We start from the raw sequence: 17,975 nt of genomic DNA, 5'->3' as shown, positions 1-17,975 counted from the left end.
AAATCAACCAATTAAAGAATATAAAACAGTAGCCAATTTGCTCGAATTTCCGCTATATTAATAACTCAAACCTATTTATTTTCTTAAAATAGTTCTTTCATGATGTTCAGGTAAATAGCGTCGCATTCCTGAAGTTATCATCTGTTGTTAACAATTATACGTTTAGTTTCAGGAGCATCATTTGAAAATCAGCACTAATGATAACAGAGCTTACCGCACACTAACACTGGACAATGGTCTAAAAGTGCTTTTAGTGCACGATCAGGACTCAGTAAAAGCGGCAGCCTCCATGGCTGTAAACGCCGGCCACTTTGACGATCCTCTTGATAGGCAAGGCTTAGCGCACTTTTTAGAGCACATGCTGTTTTTAGGCACCGATCTGTATCCTGAATCAGGCAGCTTTAATAATTTTGTCTCTCAATCTGGTGGTAACACCAATGCTTGGACTGGCACGGAGCATACTTGCTACTTTTTTGATATTAATAACAATCATATTGAATCGGCGTTAGCGCAATTTAGCCGTTTTTTTATAGCGCCCACATTAAACCCCGCAGAAACCGAAAAAGAACGAAATGCTATTGAAGCTGAGTTTAAATTAAAGATTAAAGATGATGGCCGACGTATCTATCAAGTGCATAAAGAAACGGTCAACCCTGCACACCCATTTGCTAAGTTCTCCGTAGGCAACTTACAAACATTAGCTGATAGAAAACGCTGTATTAGTGATGAATTACGTGACTTTTTTAATCAGCATTACCAAGCTCAATGGATGACTTTAGTGATTTGTGCCAATGAATCATTAGATACACTTGAGGCATGGGCAACTCAGTATTTTTGCCAAATTAAAGGCAAAAAAGGTAAGTTAAAGCCACCTATAGAAGCGCCGCTTTATCGCAGCCAAGATTTAGGTAAGTTGCTTCATATAGAGCCACACAAACACGTACAAAAGCTAATTATTAGCTTTGCCATGCCAAACATAGACGATTTTTACCGTCATAAAACAGTTAGTTTTATTGCCCATTTACTAGGATATGAAGGGCAAGGCTCGCTATATTCGGTACTTAAAGAACAAGGTTGGATCAATGCTCTGTCTGCCGGAGGTGGCATCAACGGTAGTAACTTTAAAGATTTTAATATTAGTATGGCGCTGACCGATGAAGGCATTGAATACTACGAAGACATTATTGAAATGGTATTTGAATACATTTGCTTAATAAATAACAACATCAGCAAATTGCCTCGCCTGTATCAAGATAAACAAAAGCTGCTGCAAATCGCATTTGATAACCAAGAAAAATCTCGACTGATTGACTGGGTCAGTAATTTAAGTATTAACATGCAACATTACGATGAAGTTAATTACTTACAGGGCGACTATTTAATGGAAGGCTTTAAAGCCACCACCCATGAAATGGCGATGCAATGGTTAACCCCTCACAATATGCGTTTAGTGCTGATTCATCCGGGTGTAGAGCCTGAACATACAGCTGCTTGGTATAACACACCGTATAAAATTGAAAAACTGTCACTACATTGGCTCGAAGCGCTGGCACAAATTAGTCAGCCACAAGGTGAAATGTTATTACCTACCGCAAATCCTTATTTAGCTAAAGATGTTGTTTTATATCCAATAGAGTCGCAGCAAGCTCATCCAACGTTGCTGGTAAAAGAAGCTGGCTTTGACTTTTGGTTTAAACAAGATGCCACCTTCAGAGTGGCCAAAGGGCATTTTTATTTAGCCATGGACTCTGACTTTGCAGTTAAAGATGTAAAACATATGGCATTAACTCGATTGTTTTCTGATTTGTTTATGGATAGTGTTGGCGAGCAATTTTATCCAGCGGAGCTCGCGGGCTTAAGTTATCACTTGACCTCTCACCAAGGCGGCTTAACTTTACATACTGCGGGGCTATCTTCAAGCCAACTTGAGCTGGTTGATCAACTAATTGATGCACTATTTAACGTAAAAATTTGTGCTAAACGCTTTGCTGAATATAAAAAGCAACTAGTAAGGCATTGGCGCAATAGCAACCAAAACAAACCAGTTAGTGAGCTCTTTAGTATATTAGGCGCTAAGATAATGCCGTGGAACCCACAGCCTGACGAGTTAGCAAATGCACTTAAAGATACCTGTTTTCATCAGTTTAATGAGTTTAGACAGGCGTTTTTTAATGCGCTTCATGTTGAATCTTTTTTACATGGCAATTGGCAGCAAAATGAGGCGCTTGAGTTTCAGAAAAAGGTGGCACTGCACCTTAAAAAGTCAGCGGTCATAGAAGATTTAAAGCGCCCACTTTTTGAAATTACCAAAGTGACTCGTTACGAATTTGAACTCGCTTGTAGCGATAATGCTATGGTGATTTACTACCAAGCATTAAGCGATGATGTTGATGAAAAAGTAAAAATGATGGCGCTTAATCATTTAATTAATCAAGATTACTTCAATGAGCTAAGAACCACACAACAACTGGGCTATTTAGTTGGTGCCGGTTATGCGCCCTTTAATACCCGTGCCGGAATTGCTTTTTATATTCAGTCACCTAAATTTGAACCTAGCACGTTACTGCACAGGCATAACGTGTTTATCAGTCAGTATTTATCAACCATTGATGAACTAACAGAGCAAGTCTGGCAGCAACAAAAACATGGGTTAACAACGCATATTGCCGAAAAAGACAAAAACTTGCGTTTACGTTCACAACGTTTATGGCTTGCTATTGGCAATGGCGATCATCAGTTTCATATGCAGCAACGCCTGCTGGATTCTTTAAACGCGTTAACGCTTGAAGATTTAAAAATCTATGCAGCTGAAATTTTCAATGTAGATCGCCCAAGATATGAGCTTTTAAGCGCCAAAACTGCGAATCAATCGGAGAATCTACCACTTTATTCGCATTCTCTTTGACTCTTGCTCGCGCTTGATTTAGATTGTCTTTTGTAAATAAGAAGTAAGACAATGAACAAAATAAAAATAATAAAATACATTCTATTGTTGGCCGCTTTGGCCACAGCCTACTCTGCTAGTGCATTCGAGTCATCGTTTAGCTTGAACTTAAATGCGCTAGTCGTTAGCGTGTGCGCAATAATGTCATTACTGTTAATTTATTTGTTAACGGTTATTCACTCACTAAAACGCTCACACTCTCAATTACAGCTGTCTGAAAAACGTTTAAAAAGTACCGTAGAAGGCAGTGGTGACACGCTATGGGACTGGAATATAAAAACCGGAAAAGTTATTCGTATTAACGACAAGTACGTAATGAATAGTAGCAATCTAGTAGAATTTCCACCGAATAAAAGCCTAATACACCCTCGTGATTTAACTCATGTAGACTACCTATTAAAAAAACACTTTGCTGAAGAGAGTACTTTTTTCGAAGCTACTTATCGTATTAAAGATAGTTTTGGTAAATGGCATTGGGTACTCGACCGTGGCAAAATAATTGAAAAAGACGCGAACCTTAGCCCACTGCGAATGACTGGCACGGTAAGAGATATTTCGCAGTTAAAATCAACCGAAGAACGACTGAACCTATTTGCAAAATGCGTTGAGTCACTCACTGATGCACTGGCTATATATGATAAAGACTTTAAGCTTGTTGATATTAATCCCAGCTTTTTAACTTTGTTTGGCGGTGTACGTGAGCAATACCTTAAAAAAGAATTTCATTTAGCCGGTTATGACAAAAGCTACATAGAAACCATAAAAGACACCGTTCGAAAGCACGAGCATATTCAAGAAGAAGTAAAGCTGCGCAATAGCGATCATGCTTTACTACCATTTGAAATCTCGATAGATGAAATTAAAAACGCGCAAAATCAAATTACCAATTATGTCGTAGTATATTCTGACTTAACAGAGCGTAAAAAAACCGAGTCTGAGCTCAATAATTTATCTAATCGAGATCGCACCACCAGCTTACCTAACCGTAATTTGTTTTTTCTGACTTACAAAAACTAGCCAAGCAGCATTCTCACCATGCCTTGTTAGTATTTGATTTAGATAACTTTAAAAAGATAAATGACTCATTGGGTCATCAGTTAGGTGATAGCTTGCTAGCAAAACTTGCTATGCGTTTAAATAAGCTCACCCGTGAAAATGATGTATTTTATCGCCTTGGTGGTGATGAGTTTGCGCTTGTTATGTCTAACACCAACGATATTCACACTATTACCCGCATGGCTAAACAATTTTTAGCGGCAATAGCCACACCATTTAAAATGGCAGGTCATGAACTTGCTATCACCTCAAGTGTAGGAATTGTACTGTTTCCAGAAGATGGTAATACCCCCGAAATACTATTAAAGAACGCCGATACCGCCATGTATCATGCGAAAAAGAAAGGCAATAGCTACCTGTTCTTTAATGACACCATGAATCGCCAAGCAGTAAAACGACTGCAAATAGAAAACCTAATGCGCTTTGGTTTAAAAGAAGATCACTTTGAGGTGTATTACCAACCTAAAATGAATATTCGTACTGGTAAGCTTGCCGGAATGGAAGCGTTGGTGCGCTTTATTACCCCTAAAAAAGGCATTATTAGCCCCGGTGTATTTATTCCAATCGCCGAAGAAACAGGGCAAATTATTGAAATTGGTGAAGTGGTTTTAAACAAAGCTTGTCGTGATGTAAAGCAATGGCTAGACGCTGGATTATTTAACGCTCGTGTAGCGGTAAATTTATCGGCCAAACAATTTAGCCTACCCGATTTAACCTCTCGCATTGATGTGATTTTACAAAAAAATGAACTGCCCTCTTACTTTTTAGAGCTTGAGATCACCGAAGGTACGGTAATGGACGACCCACAAGAAGCGATTGCTATTATGCGCTCTTTAAGTGCCCGTGGCATTCATTTAGCCATGGATGACTTTGGTACTGGGTATTCATCGCTGGCGTATTTAAAGCAGTTTCCACTGAATACACTTAAGGTAGATAAAGCCTTTATTGATGATATGAAAACAGAACGTGGCCGCAATATGGTGGACTCTATCGTCACAATTGCACATAACCTTGATTTGCACGTAGTTGCAGAAGGTGTAGAGCAAGCATCGCAAATAAGCATACTTGAAGAACTAAACTGTGAAACACTGCAGGGTTATTACTACTCTAAGCCACTGTCAAAAGATGAATTTACTGCGTTTTTAAAACAACAACAGAGCCAATCAAAACTAAGTTTAATTAGAGCGACGAGTTAAGCACGCCATAAGCACGTTTTTACGCCGATATTACGTATCAAGGCACGTCGATAATGCAGATTAAATAAACACCAAGCCGCAGGCCCCAGCAGTCCCCCCAAAAATAGCCAGCGCTTAACGGGCATACCCTTTTTAATGGTTTCAATATACATAAGTATGATAAACACACCACTGAGTAAAATAAATAACACCGTAGCCACCAAACTGCTTAAAAATTAAGGCGCGTATAATAGCGTCAAACTGGCGAAAATTAAAGCAACACATTCTTTGCCCGTTACTCAGACACAAAAAAGCCGAGCAACTAACATGCTCGGCTCTCAATTCTCATTACAGCTTACTTGTCAGCACGACCCATAAACTTGTGCTCAGCGGTATTTATACGGATGCGATCACCGGTTGAAATATGCTCTGGCACTTGAATCGTTAAGCCCGTTGATAAGCGTGCAGGCTTTGATCGAGCACTAGCGGAAGCCCCCTTAATTGAAGGGTCAGTTTCTTCAACAACAAGTTCAACACTTGAAGGAAGATCAAGCCCTACCGGCGCGCCATCAATCACAATAACATGCACACCTTGGGTTTCTTCATTAACAAACGGAATTTCTTCCGCTATGGCGTCTTTAGCCAAGTTGTAAGGCGTGTAATCTTCATTATCCATAAAGACATACTCATCGCCATCAATGTACGACAGCATCGCTTCACGACGGGTTAAATCAGCAAGGTTAAGCATATCGCTGTCTTTAAATGTTTCGTCAACTTTACTACCCGTTACTACATCGTATAAACGCATACGGTATAAACTACCACCAGCACGACCTTGTGGTACTGAGCGTACGATATCTTTTACTACTAATACACGGCCATTAAAATCAATAGCCGTCCCTTTTTTAACATCACTTGCCTTTGGCATGGGTGAATTCCTATTGTTTTTTTGATTGCGAGAAACATACCACGAAACGGATATTGTTCAACAATAAAGTGATACCATTACCCTCTTGCAATCGTATTAACTTAGAAATCTGTAATTTAGACCGAAACACGTGTTATCTAGTAGCAAAAAGCTGCTATGGTTAAGTTATCGATTATGACCTCAAGGAATGGCTCATGAACCAACAAACTGTACATACGTATTTAATGAACAAACCGTTAGTTAAACTAACGCAACCTTTTGCTAAAGATGTTGATGTATATAAAGTAAACCATAAGATGTTCGCCACCCTTGCACTAAGCAATGAGGGTGAAACCGATGAAAATGGCGAACCGATCTGGTGGCTAAACTTAAAGTGCGATCCTGATGAAGCGCAGTCATTACGTGATATTTTCCCTTCAGTGATTCCAGGCTATCACATGAATAAACGCCTTTGGAATACCGTGATTTTAGATGGCTCAGTGCCACAAGGTGAAATTGAGCGAATGATTGATAATTCATTTAATTTGGTGGTCGACAACATGCCAGATAAAGACAAACAGGCTATTGCCGATTTGCTATAACACTTACAGCAGACATAAAAAAGCCGCTAATGCGGCTTTTTTACTTTAAAATTAAATAATTAGTCTTGTTGTTCTGCTTTACTATAAAACTTATCGCCTTTATCAGCCATTTCAAGCAAAGTCTCGCAGGGTGCAAAAATGGCATTGCTGTTAGCCAGTGTAGACATATCAGAGCTTATCTTACTCGCACCTAATTTGTCCATGTAGCTAAACGGGCCACCTAAGAACGGTGGGAAACCAATACCAAAAATAGCACCAATATCACCATCTCGTGGACTTGCGATAATGCCATCATCTAAACAACGAGCCGCTTCGTTAAGCATTTGTGAAACACAGCGCTTTGCAATCTCGTTTTTATTTAACCGTGGTGCAGGGGTAACACCCAGTAGTTCGTATACTGATTCATCAACCTTCTTGCCTTTCTTATCGTATTCATAAAAACCGCGCCCTGTTTTACGACCAAGACGTTTTGAATCAATCATACGTGAGAAAGCATCGGGACCTTTAAAACGCTCACCGAGTTCTTTTTCAAGAATTGGCGCAATTTTAGATCCAATATCAATACCCACTTCGTCCAGCAGTGCCAACGGTCCAACAGGAAAACCAAATTCGACTAAGGCCGCGTCTATTTTTTCAATCGGCTCACCAGCAAGCATTAAGTTAGCCGCTTCATTAAGGTATGGCGCTAAAATACGGTTTACATAAAAACCAGCCATATCTTTTACTACAATTGGCGTTTTACCTTGCTTACGTGCAAAGTTAACTACACGAGCAATGGTTTCTTGTGACGTGCCTTCGTGAGGAATGATCTCTACCAGTGGCATTTTCTCTACTGGCGAGAAATAATGTAAACCAATTACATTTTCAGGGCGTTCTGCTTTTGCTGCAATTTGAGAAATAGGTAATGACGAAGTATTACTTGCAAAAATAGTATTCGCTTGGCATTGCTGCTCAACATCAGCAACCATACCTTGCTTAAGCTCTAAATCTTCAAATACCGCTTCTATCACTAAATCTATGTATTTAAAGCCGCTGTAATCCGTGGTGCCAGTAATGCGGTTCATGGTTAACTGCATATCGGCTTTTGACATAATGCGGCGCTTAAGGCGTTTATCTAAGATTTTGTATGTGTAGTTCATGGCATTACTTATGCCCTGCTCTGCCACATCTTTAATACGTACCGGCAATTTAGCCTTAACCGCACTTACATGGGCAATACCGGCGCCCATTAATCCGCCACCTAACACAGCAGTTTTACTAATCGCAGGAGCGTCATCATTGCGCCATTCTTTTTTCATTTCAGTGGTTGCAAAGAAAATACCGCGAAGTGCTTTAGACTCATCACTCATTACTAACGTAGCAAAGCCTTCGGCTTCGGTTTTATACGCTTTCATTTCATCAAGCTCTACGCTTGCACGAACCGCTTTAATAATCGCAAGCGGCGCTGGGTAGTGACCACCTGTTTTTTTAAGTACGTTTTCTTTAGCTTTTTTAAAGATAAAGTTACGACCAAACGGGTTTGATTCTAATAGCTTACTGATCTTATCAAGTTTAGGCTCTTTAGCTTGTGGCTTTTTCTTCGCAGCAAACTCTTTGGCCACTTTTAGCAGTACGCTTTGTGGAACACAATCATCCAATACACCGGCTTTTTTAGCTTGTTTTGGACGAATTTGCTTACCAGTTAGCATCCACTCAAGGGCTTTTTGAATACCCACGATTTTAGTTAAGCGTTGTGTACCACCACCGCCAGGCAATAAACCTAGTTGTACTTCTGGTAAACCAATTTTAGTTAAATCGCTATCTGTACCAACGCGATAATCACAGGCTAAAGCAAACTCTAAACCACCACCTAAAGCAGCGCCGTGAATAGCACTAACCGTGGTATACGGTAGTTTTTTCATATCAAAAAATGCTTGATGGCATAATTCGCTGATAGCTAATGCATCTTCGCGTTTTTCAACGCTGTCTAGCATTTTTACATCGGCACCGGCAATGAAGTTATCACTTTTGCCACTAATAAATACCATACCTTTCACTGCATGCTCTTTAGCTTGTGCTAATAATGCTTTTAAATCATCAGCAAAGCTGTCACGCAGGGTATTCATTTTTTCACCCGGCACATCAATGGTTACCACGGCTATTTTGTTATCATCAACCGTTAAATTAAATACTGAATCTGTCATTACGCACTCTCCAATACAAAGGCTGCACCTAAACCACCCGCAGCACAGGCAGTCGTTAACGCTAAACCACCGCCACGACGCTTAAGCTCGTATAAGCTTTGTGTAATTAAACGCGCGCCGGTTGCCGCAAATGGGTGACCATAAGCGAGTGAACCGCCGTTAACGTTAAACTTATCCATGTTAATTTCACCTATGGCTTTGTTACGCCCTAAGTGCTCTTGTGCAAATTTATCTGAAGCAAACATTTTCATATTCGCTAAGGTTTGCGATGCAAACGCTTCATGCATTTCTATAAGGTCTAAATCAGCTAACGTAATACCTGCTCTATCAAGCGCAATAGGCGTTGAGTGGGCAGGCCCCATTAGCATGTCTTTTTCTACGCCTATGGCTGAAAACGCAAAACTGCGTACGTAGCCTAATATTTCGTAACCCAATGCTTTTGCTTTGCTTTCGCTCATCATTAACACTGCAGCTGCGCCATCGGTTAATGGAGTTGCATTAGCGGCAGTCACAGAGCCGTGCTGACGGTCAAATACCGGTTTAAGCTTAGCGTAGCCTTCAACCGTTGAGTTTTTACGAATATTGTTATCTTCTTCAATAAAGCTTTTATAAGGCGGTAAGTGCGCCGTCATTACTTCATCTTTTAACTTGCCATCGGCCCAAGCTTGAGTTGCTAATGAGTGAGAACGATGTGCTAAAGCATCTTGATCTTCACGGCTAATATTATGGGTTTTAGCCATTTGCTCAGCTGTTTGTCCCATTGATAAACCCGTTGAGTACTCAGCAACCGCTGGCGGTACTGGTAATAAATCTTTTAAACGTAGTTTTGAGAATATTTTTAAACGCTGACCAAGCGTACGGGCTTTGTTTAAATCAACTAAACTGCCGGCTAATTTTTTACTTACACCAATTGGCAATACAGACGATGAATCAGCACCACCAGCAATACCTACACTTACAGAACCTGCCATAATTGATTCGGCAACATTTGCAATTGCTTGAAAGCTCGTTGCACACGCACGTGACACTGAATATGCGTCAACGCCCACTGGCATACCTGTACCTAATACAATTTCACGTGCAATATTTGGCGCTTCAGGCATTTGTACTACTTGACCAAAAACCAGTTGATCGATTTCTGACTTGTCGAAATTTAATCGCTCAAGCATTTCATTAACAACTAACTTACCCATATCCAATGCTGGTACATGGTGAAACGCAGTTGCTTGCTTAGCAAAAGGAGTACGTAGGCCGCTTACAATGGCAATACGGTCGCCTTTTGGTGTTTTAAGTATGTTTTGCTCAGACATTTATTATTCTCTCCCGCTGACAGGTCAGACCTGTATTTTTTCCTCGATTCTAAACAACCCGTGTGATAAAGCCAATAGATAAACGTAAATTAATCATAAAGCGCCATTGTAAATCACTACATACATTGTGTAAGGGTAATACAATAGGCTTTTTTAGCAGGTTTTACAAAGTTTTGTGTTAGGCTAAAAAGCGTTAAAAAATAACGAACTATTTTCAAAAAATCAGTCTAACTCTTGAGTTATCCACTTATAAACCTTATAACTAGCTCAGTATTTGTTACCTAACCACTTTAGGTATTATTTAAGCTGACGAGGACAGTCCACTTATTATGGCAGCTAACGCATTTTCAAACTTAAAAACGTATTTAGACACCCAAATTATTGGCCAGCCAGCGCTCACTCAAGCACTCTTAATTGCTATATTAGCCGATGGTCATTTACTTGTTGAAGGCCCTCCGGGGCTTGCAAAAACGCGAGCGGTTAATGCTTTAGCAAAAGGTATTGAAGGCTCGTTTCAGCGTGTTCAGTTTACCCCAGACTTATTACCTGCCGATGTAACCGGCACTGATATTTATCGTCAACAAACCAGTGAGTTTGTGTTTGAAAAAGGCCCTTTATTTCATAACCTCATTTTAGCGGATGAAATAAACCGAGCACCAGCAAAAGTACAGTCAGCTTTATTAGAAGCAATGGCCGAGCGCCAAGTTACTGTGGGCAAAAATACGTATCCACTTAGTGACCTGTTTTTAGTTATGGCAACGCAAAACCCGCTAGAGCAAGAAGGGACCTACCCACTGCCAGAAGCGCAATTAGACCGTTTTTTATTACATTTAAGTATTAATTATCCGGGTGCAGAGCACGAGCTTGATATTTTACGCCTAACTCGTGGTGAAGCACTTAATGATGAAGCCCCAGTGCTTGAGCAAATTTCGCAAGCAGAGTTGTTTGCTGCTCGAAAAGCGATTTTAGGTCTATATTTAGCTGAACCACTAGAGCAGTACTTAGTTCAGTTGATTATTGCCACCCGAGAAGGCGCCAACTTAGATGAACAACTTGGCCGTTGGATTGAATACGGCGCCAGCCCACGTGCCACCATTGCTTTGGATAAATGTGCTCGCGCTCATGCGTGGTTAAGTGGTCGTGATTTTGTATCGCCTGACGATATTCAAGCTGTGGTACATAATGTATTACGTCATCGTATTATTTTAAGTTACGAAGCACAGGCCGATGGTGTTACAAAAGATCAGGTTATTAGCCGTATTGTTGAACTAGTTGCTGTACCTTAAGTTATGCAAACACACTTTGATTCTCAGGCATGGCTTAAATTAAGTCATAGCCACGGTGTTAATTTATCGCTCAAAGAGCTGATGTATTATAAAGCAAAAGCGCAACTGCTTGAGCTGGCACCTAACGTTAGAATAAAAAATACCTTAGCGGGGCAATATCTGGCGCCGCATAAAGGCCGTGGCATGGAGTTTGCCGAAGTGCGCCATTACCAACACGGTGATGACATACGCTCTATTGATTGGCGGGTCACGGCTCGTACCGGTGAAACTCACACCAAGCTTTTTCAAGAAGAAAAAGAACGCCCGGTATTTGTGTTTACTGACTTTTCAAATTCAATGTTATTTGGCTCACAATTATTATTAAAGTCGGTGCAAGCTGCACATATTAGCGCCTTGGTTGCATGGTCTGCTTGCCAACGTGGCGATAGAATTGGCGGTATTGTGTTTAATCAGCACTCGCATTTAGAGCTTAAACCTAGCGCCCGTGAAAAAGCGGTGTTAAAGCTGTGTCATAATTTGTGCGACGCTCATCAGCAGGCACTTGAAAATATTGATAAACCCGCCAGCAATAACTTTAGTGATAACCTTAAGCGTTTAAACCACTTAGCTAAACCCGGTAGTTTGGTTTATATCGTATCCGATTTTAACGCCTTAGATGACGCCAGCTTTAAACAACTCGAATTACTTGCGCGGCACTGTGAATTAATAGGTTGCCATATTAGCGATCCCTTCGAGCATAAGTTACCGGCTTTCCAACAAGCGGTTACTGTAAGTGCTAATAATCAGCAGTTTGCCCTGCCCTTGATGGATAGCAGCTTTAGAGAACGATTTGCCAAAAATGCCGAGCACGCATTTAGCGCGCGTATTAATCGTTTAACAAAATCTGGGCTTAACCTATTATCATTCGATGCAGCCACTGCGCTGGAACTGCAATTAGTGAGAAGATAAATCATGCAAACCTCTCCACTTGATGGCCTTCACGATATTATTGCTCCCACTCACGTTGACTGGTGGCCGTTAGCCCCTGCTTGGTGGGTGGTTATTAGCATTGCACTGTGCTTAGTGTGTGGCTTAATTATAATTATGTACAAAAACTATCAATTTAAAAAAGCAAAACGTAATGCGATTAAGTTAGCTAATCAACAACAATCAGCGCAGCAATTACATATTATTTTAAAGCGGCTAGTGATCACCTATTACGATCCGCGCTTAGCGGCGCAATCCACCGCCAACTGGTGTAAAACCCTGAGTCAACTTGGTGCAATTGGTTTTAGTGAAGATGAAATTGCAAGCCTATATAGCACAGCACAAACACCACCGGCACTCAGTGATAAGTTTCGCCAAGCTATTAAACAATTTAAGCTAAAGGAGCCACTGCATGTTTGAATTTAGCTGGCCATGGCTGTTTTTATTACTGCCGCTTCCTTTAACGTTACTGCTATTAAAACCCGCAGCAAGTAATGCAACGACACGTTTACGCATCCCAAGTTTTGCATCGCATAATTTAAATAATCAACATGTAGAGTCCAGTGCACGTAAGTTAAACACTCTTGAATGGTTGCTATGGGCATTATTAGTAACAGCATCGGCTAACCCTACTTGGTTAGATGAGCCTATATCGCTGCCTAATGAAGGTCGCGACATTATGCTCGCTGTGGATTTATCCGGCTCAATGACAGAACAAGACATGGCTTATAATGGCCAATATGTTGACCGTTTAACTATGGTTAAAGCAGTGCTTAGCGATTTTATAGAGCAGCGTCAAGGCGACAGACTTGGGCTAATATTGTTTGGTGATACAGCGTTTTTGCAAACACCTCTCACCCGTGATGTAAAAACCGTCAGCAAAATGCTTACTGAAGCACAAATAGGTTTAGTAGGACGTGCCACGGCTATTGGTGACGCTTTAGGCTTATCGGTTAAACGCTTTGCTAGTAAAAAAGAAAGTAATCGTATTGTGGTGTTACTAACAGATGGACAAAACACCGCAGGAAACCTTGACCCCGAAGATGCCCTATTACTAGCTCGTGAAGAAGGCATAAAAGTGTACACCATCGGAGTCGGCTCAGATAACCCTCGTGGTTTTAGTTTATTTAATATGGGCTCTGGGGGCAGCAATTTAGATGAGAGTTTACTGAAAAATATTGCCGAACAAACAGGGGGTCTGTACTTTAGAGCCAAAGATGTCGCTGGGTTGCAACAAATTTATGCAGAGCTTGATAAACTCGAGCCAATTAGTGCCGATGAACAAACCTTTCGCCCACAAACAGCCTTGTTTTATTACCCGTTATTACTGGCCATTCTATTGATCAGTGTTACCGCATTGATAAAAACAGTGCGTGCAATGAAGGAGCCAAGCTAATGGATTTTGAGTTTATTCGCCCCGCTATTTTATGGCTGTTACTCCCTACCCTAGGGTTGTTTTTTATTGCCATGCTTAAAAAGAAAAAAACCCAATCAGCGCCACTTATTGCACCACATTTGGCACAATTTGTTATGAGTGAAGCAAACAATCAGGCTCGTCAGCCGCTGTGGCTAGTTGCGTTATTTTGCAGTTTAGCCATTATATTTAGTGCAGGCCCGAGTTTTGAAGAAAAACAAGTCCCTGTATTTCAAAGTAAAAGTGCGCGCGTTATTGTCATGGATATGTCGTACTCTATGTATAGCACCGATATTGCTCCTAATCGATTAATGCAATCTCGCTTTAAAGCCCTCGATATGATTGAGTTATTTAAAGAAGGTGATACTGCATTAGTAGCCTACGCAGGCACTGCCTATACCATTTCACCACTGACCAATGATGCAACCACCCTTGCTAATCTTATTCCTAGTTTGAGCCCTGAAATTATGCCTGATAAAGGCTCCAACGTGCTGGCAGGTTTAGACATGGCGCAAGAGCTGCTCACTCAAGCAGGCTACCTAGATGGTGATATTATTTTGATCACCGATGGTATTGAACAACAACAGCAAAGTGATATAAGTGGCTTTACTAACAGTAGCCAGTATCGACTTAATATTTACGGTATTGGCACTGAGCAAGGTGCACCAATAAAGTTACCTGAAGGCGGATTTTTAAAAGATAATTACGGCCAAATTGTAGTGCCTACACTCAATGGTTCTTTACTCAAAGGACTAGCAAAAAATAGTGGCGGCCAATACGCTAATTATCAGCCAAGTAATAGCGATATTGCCATTTTTTCACCGCAAGCAAACAGTGAAATACTAAAAAGTGAAAAACCAAATTTAGCCTTGTGGCGAATCGATGCTGGCATTTATGGCTTGCTTATTTTGCTGCCCTTAGCTCTATACTTATTTAGGCGCTCTGCGTTTATTGGTGCGGTGCTATTGCTAAGCTTTTTACCTCAGCAAAATGCCCATGCAGTAGAGTTACCAACGCTATTTAAAAATACCGATCAACGTGCATTAGAAGCTTACAACAACCAAGAGTACCAACAAGCAGCGCAAGCGAAGTCCAACGCTCTCAAAGGCGCTGCACTTTATCAGCAAGGTCAGTTTGAAGGCGCTCTGAACGAATTTAGTCAAGATAAATCAGCTACTGGTTATTACAATTACGGTAATGCACTGGCTAAAGCCGGACAATTGGAGGCTGCTATAAACGCTTACAAACAAGCGCAATCATTGCAGTCTGATTTTACCCAAGCAGCCAATAACCAAGCGTTAGTTGAGCAGTTACTTAAGCAACAGCAAGATCAAGATCAAGAAAACCAACAAGGTAATGATTCGCAAAATCAAGATGATCAAAGTCAAGATGATGCAGATAAATCAAAACAAGATCAGCAAAAAAATGGCGATAAAAATAACGCAGATAAAAGCGAAGATAACAGTCAAAACAGTGAAGAGCAGCAATCGGGTGAGCCCTCGGAGCAATCAAAAGATCAACAAAGCCAATCTGGCGAGCAGTCAGATGAACAAAATCAGCCTGACATGCAAGCTCAATCACAAAACCAACAAAACGAGAACAAAGACGACGATAGTAAGCCTCAGCAAGACGAGCAACAGAGTCAACCCAATCAAATGAATGAGCAACCGCCATCAGATGAGCAGAAGCAGCAAGCACAACAACAAGCTATGCAAGCACAGGCGGCCGACCTCACTAATGAAGAAAAAGAGAAAGCACAACAACTAAATCAGTTACTAAGAAAAGTGCCCGACGATCCAGCTATTTTATTAAGAAACAAAATGCAATTAGAAGCCCAAAAAAAGACAATATCAACGCCGTCCAACAGGAGTAGAAAAATCATGGTAATGCGATTATTTTGCTGTTTATTGCTATTAACTGCCATGCCATTAATGGCCGCCACTTCATTAGAGGCAAGCGTTGATAAAAACCCGGTACTGGCGGGTGAGTTTTTTATGCTCAATATTAGCATTGATGATTCAATCAAAGGGCAACAACCCGATACTTCAGCGCTGTTAAAAGATTTTGTCGTCGGCCCTATGAGCTTAAGTAGCCGTACCAACATTATTAATGGCAGCATTAAAAAACAAACATCGTGGTCTGTTAAGTTAATGACTCGCAAAGCCGGCGAATACACAATTCCTTCTTTTATTGTTGCAGGGCTCAGCTCTAAACCAATTAGCTTATCGGTTAAAGAGCGTAGCGGCGATACAGATAAAAATGATGATATATTTTTAAAAACCTCGCTTACAAATAACAGCTTATTTGTGCAAGAGGCTGGCGTTTACACCATTAAACTTTACTTAGCTAAAGAGCTACTTGATGGCAGCTTAAGCACACCAAGCATGGAAGATGCTCAACTCACCCAACTAGGTAAGCAAAGTGAAGATTATGAACTGGTTAACGGTAAACGTTACTTAGTGATCACCCGTAATTATTTAATTCAGCCGCAAAAAAGTGGCGCATACACCATTGAAGCACCTGTTTTTCAAGGGCGTGTTCAGCAAAACTATCGTCAATTAGAAGTGTCAGCACTTGGCGATGAACAACAGATTGAAATCAAACCTATCCCTGAGAATTATCAAGGGGATTGGTTACCCAGTGAATTAGTGAGTTTAACCGAGCAATGGCAACCAGACGATAACACCGTTGAAGCCGGCACGCCGATCACACGCACTATTATGCTTACCGCCTTAGGGGTAACTAAAGAGCAATTGCCCGAAATTGATATGCCTACTATTGATGGTATTCGCAGCTATCCGGATGAAAAAGAAACCAACAATGCAGTACGCGATGGTCGAGTGGTATCACAGCAAAGCGCCTCATTTGCGCTACTACCACAAACACCAGGCACTTATACATTGCCTGAAATTACCCTGCCTTGGTATAACACCAAAATGAACCGAATTAGTTACGCAACTTTACCAGAACGCACAATTACGGTAACACCAAGTACCACAGCGCCAGCAAACTCACTAAATACACCCGTTGAAAGTACTTTAAACAACACGGATGCAGAGCCAACGCAGCAAGCGCTCAGCGTGCAACGCCACACTAGTACGCCTCTATGGCTTATTATTGTAGCCGTATTAGGTTACATATTATGGATTGTGACCCTGGTTCTTTACTTTATGAAACGCTCAGCTAAAGAAGTGCAACAAACGACGCAAGCAAATCATAGAGGCAATCAGCAAGCAGATTTAAAAACACTGCAAATACTTGCTAAAAGCCATGATAATAAAGCATTTTACGATGCACTTAATCTATACGCGCTAACTCGAACAGATAAAAAGGTAGGAGCTCTCACCCATTTCTGCGCTATGATAAACAGCTCAGAATTAACCGCGCAGGTAAATAATTTACAAGCACAGTTGTACGGTAACCAATCGGCTAGCACTGATTTAGAAGCGATTGTTAGTTTATTAAAAAAACATCAATCGCACACAGCTAAGTCATCATCTGCGTTAAAAGAGCTATATTCTTAATAAGAATCTTAGTTACTTTTTTGGCCTATAATAATTTTAATTAAAAAGTGCTTATGTTTGGAAATAAAAAATCGAATGATCGGGTCTTAATTAATATGGCTGAAAAACAACAACGCTATGAAGCCTTGGTTCATGTTTATCATAAGGAACTCTATCGCTTTGCTTACTGGTTATGTAACGATCCGACTATTGCTGATGACTTAGTGCAAGAAACCTTTTTGCGTGCATGGCGCTCGCTTGATTCGTTACTCGACCAAAAAGCAGCTAAGCCATGGTTGCTGACCATTTTAAGGCGTGAGAATGCCAGACGCTTTGAGCGCAAGCAATTTGATTACAGTGATGTAGATAACGACACATTGGTGGATCAAACCAGCCATAGTTTAGATACAGCAATGGAGCAAACCGTTATTCAGCGACAAATTTCTTTATTGGCTGATGAATACAAAGAGCCGCTGTTGCTACAGGTGGTTATGGGCTGCACTGGAGATGAAATTGCAGACATACTTAACTTAAATAAAAATACGGTTATGACGCGTTTATTTCGAGCAAAAAATCAACTTAAAGAGGCACTAAGCCGTGATGATGAACAACTTAAAGGGGCATCAAAA

General features: G+C 40.8%; 11 protein-coding genes and 2 pseudogenes. 10 read left to right on the top strand and 3 right to left on the bottom strand.

The features are described from left to right. Positions 1-181 precede the first annotated feature (181 nt). On the top strand, positions 182-2,905 hold the full coding sequence (locus P20439_RS10395; protein WP_008466676.1) for an insulinase family protein: 2,724 nt from the start codon (positions 182-184) through the stop codon (positions 2,903-2,905). A gap of 51 nt (positions 2,906-2,956) precedes the next feature. Further along, positions 2,957-5,196 (top strand): annotated as a pseudogene (locus P20439_RS10390) (EAL domain-containing protein). Positions 5,197-5,530: 334 nt separating this feature from the next. On the opposite strand, the gene yeiP reads toward P20439_RS10390, so the two are convergent. Next, positions 5,531-6,103: an elongation factor P-like protein YeiP gene (yeiP, locus tag P20439_RS10380; protein ID WP_008114504.1), complete on the bottom strand. Its 573-nt coding sequence runs from the start codon at positions 6,101-6,103 to the stop codon at positions 5,531-5,533. Between the two features lie 194 nt (positions 6,104-6,297). On the opposite strand from yeiP, the gene P20439_RS10375 reads away from it, so the two are divergent. Next, the gene (locus P20439_RS10375; RefSeq protein WP_008114503.1) at positions 6,298-6,684 is read left to right on the top strand and encodes an MmcQ/YjbR family DNA-binding protein; all 387 of its coding nucleotides are present in this window, start codon (positions 6,298-6,300) and stop codon (positions 6,682-6,684) included. A gap of 59 nt (positions 6,685-6,743) precedes the next feature. Here P20439_RS10375 and fadJ read toward each other — a convergent pair whose 3' ends face one another. Then, positions 6,744-8,867 carry a fatty acid oxidation complex subunit alpha FadJ gene (gene fadJ / locus P20439_RS10370; RefSeq protein ID WP_008114502.1) on the bottom strand — a complete coding sequence of 708 codons (2,124 nt, stop codon included), beginning with the start codon at positions 8,865-8,867 and terminating at the stop codon, positions 6,744-6,746. Continuing rightward, positions 8,867-10,177: an acetyl-CoA C-acyltransferase FadI gene (gene fadI, locus P20439_RS10365; RefSeq protein WP_008114501.1), complete on the bottom strand. Its 1,311-nt coding sequence runs from the start codon at positions 10,175-10,177 to the stop codon at positions 8,867-8,869. The genes fadJ and fadI overlap by 1 nt, the downstream gene beginning before the upstream one ends. A 329-nt stretch (positions 10,178-10,506) precedes the next feature. On the opposite strand from fadI, the gene P20439_RS10360 reads away from it, so the two are divergent. The 7 genes and pseudogenes from P20439_RS10360 to P20439_RS10330 all read left to right on the top strand — a co-directional run. Then, complete coding sequence (locus P20439_RS10360) at positions 10,507-11,463, top strand: MoxR family ATPase (protein WP_008114500.1); 957 nt, start codon at positions 10,507-10,509, stop codon at positions 11,461-11,463. Between the two features lie 3 nt (positions 11,464-11,466). After that, positions 11,467-12,411: a DUF58 domain-containing protein gene (locus P20439_RS10355; RefSeq protein ID WP_008114499.1), complete on the top strand. Its 945-nt coding sequence runs from the start codon at positions 11,467-11,469 to the stop codon at positions 12,409-12,411. A 3-nt stretch (positions 12,412-12,414) separates the two neighbouring features. Then, positions 12,415-12,849: a DUF4381 domain-containing protein gene (locus P20439_RS10350; protein WP_008114498.1), complete on the top strand. Its 435-nt coding sequence runs from the start codon at positions 12,415-12,417 to the stop codon at positions 12,847-12,849. Beyond that, on the top strand, positions 12,842-13,825 hold the full coding sequence (locus P20439_RS10345; protein WP_008114497.1) for a VWA domain-containing protein: 984 nt from the start codon (positions 12,842-12,844) through the stop codon (positions 13,823-13,825). The genes P20439_RS10350 and P20439_RS10345 overlap by 8 nt, the downstream gene beginning before the upstream one ends. Then, a pseudogene (locus P20439_RS10340) lies at positions 13,825-15,730 on the top strand (VWA domain-containing protein). The gene P20439_RS10345 and the pseudogene P20439_RS10340 overlap by 1 nt, the downstream one beginning before the upstream one ends. Further along, a complete protein-coding gene (locus P20439_RS10335) occupies positions 15,724-17,367 on the top strand; it encodes a BatD family protein (RefSeq protein WP_008114495.1) in 1,644 nt (547 codons plus the stop codon). The pseudogene P20439_RS10340 and the gene P20439_RS10335 overlap by 7 nt, the downstream one beginning before the upstream one ends. 53 nt (positions 17,368-17,420) lie before the next feature. Next, positions 17,421-17,975, top strand: a 555-nt coding sequence (locus tag P20439_RS10330) for a sigma-70 family RNA polymerase sigma factor (protein WP_036933611.1), incomplete at its 3' end; no start/stop codon positions are given.

Origin of the sequence: Pseudoalteromonas sp. BSi20439, from assembly GCF_000241165.1 — a bacterium.
GTDB lineage: Bacteria > Pseudomonadota > Gammaproteobacteria > Enterobacterales > Alteromonadaceae > Pseudoalteromonas.
Note: the sequence above shows the minus strand (reverse complement) of the source record. Positions and strands in the feature narration are given on the sequence as shown.

Excerpts from the sequence above, each read along its gene's own strand:
- P20439_RS10360 (WP_008114500.1), top strand. The coding sequence starts at position 10,507 with ATGGCAGCTAACGCATTTTCAAACTTAAAAACGTATTTAGACACCCAA.
- fadI (WP_008114501.1), bottom strand. The coding sequence starts at position 10,177 with ATGTCTGAGCAAAACATACTTAAAACACCAAAAGGCGACCGTATTGCC.
- P20439_RS10355 (WP_008114499.1), top strand. The coding sequence starts at position 11,467 with ATGCAAACACACTTTGATTCTCAGGCATGGCTTAAATTAAGTCATAGC.
- yeiP (WP_008114504.1), bottom strand. The coding sequence starts at position 6,103 with ATGCCAAAGGCAAGTGATGTTAAAAAAGGGACGGCTATTGATTTTAAT.
- P20439_RS10345 (WP_008114497.1), top strand. The coding sequence starts at position 12,842 with ATGTTTGAATTTAGCTGGCCATGGCTGTTTTTATTACTGCCGCTTCCT.
- P20439_RS10375 (WP_008114503.1), top strand. The coding sequence starts at position 6,298 with ATGAACCAACAAACTGTACATACGTATTTAATGAACAAACCGTTAGTT.
- P20439_RS10335 (WP_008114495.1), top strand. The coding sequence starts at position 15,724 with ATGGTAATGCGATTATTTTGCTGTTTATTGCTATTAACTGCCATGCCA.
- fadJ (WP_008114502.1), bottom strand. The coding sequence starts at position 8,867 with ATGACAGATTCAGTATTTAATTTAACGGTTGATGATAACAAAATAGCC.
- P20439_RS10350 (WP_008114498.1), top strand. The coding sequence starts at position 12,415 with ATGCAAACCTCTCCACTTGATGGCCTTCACGATATTATTGCTCCCACT.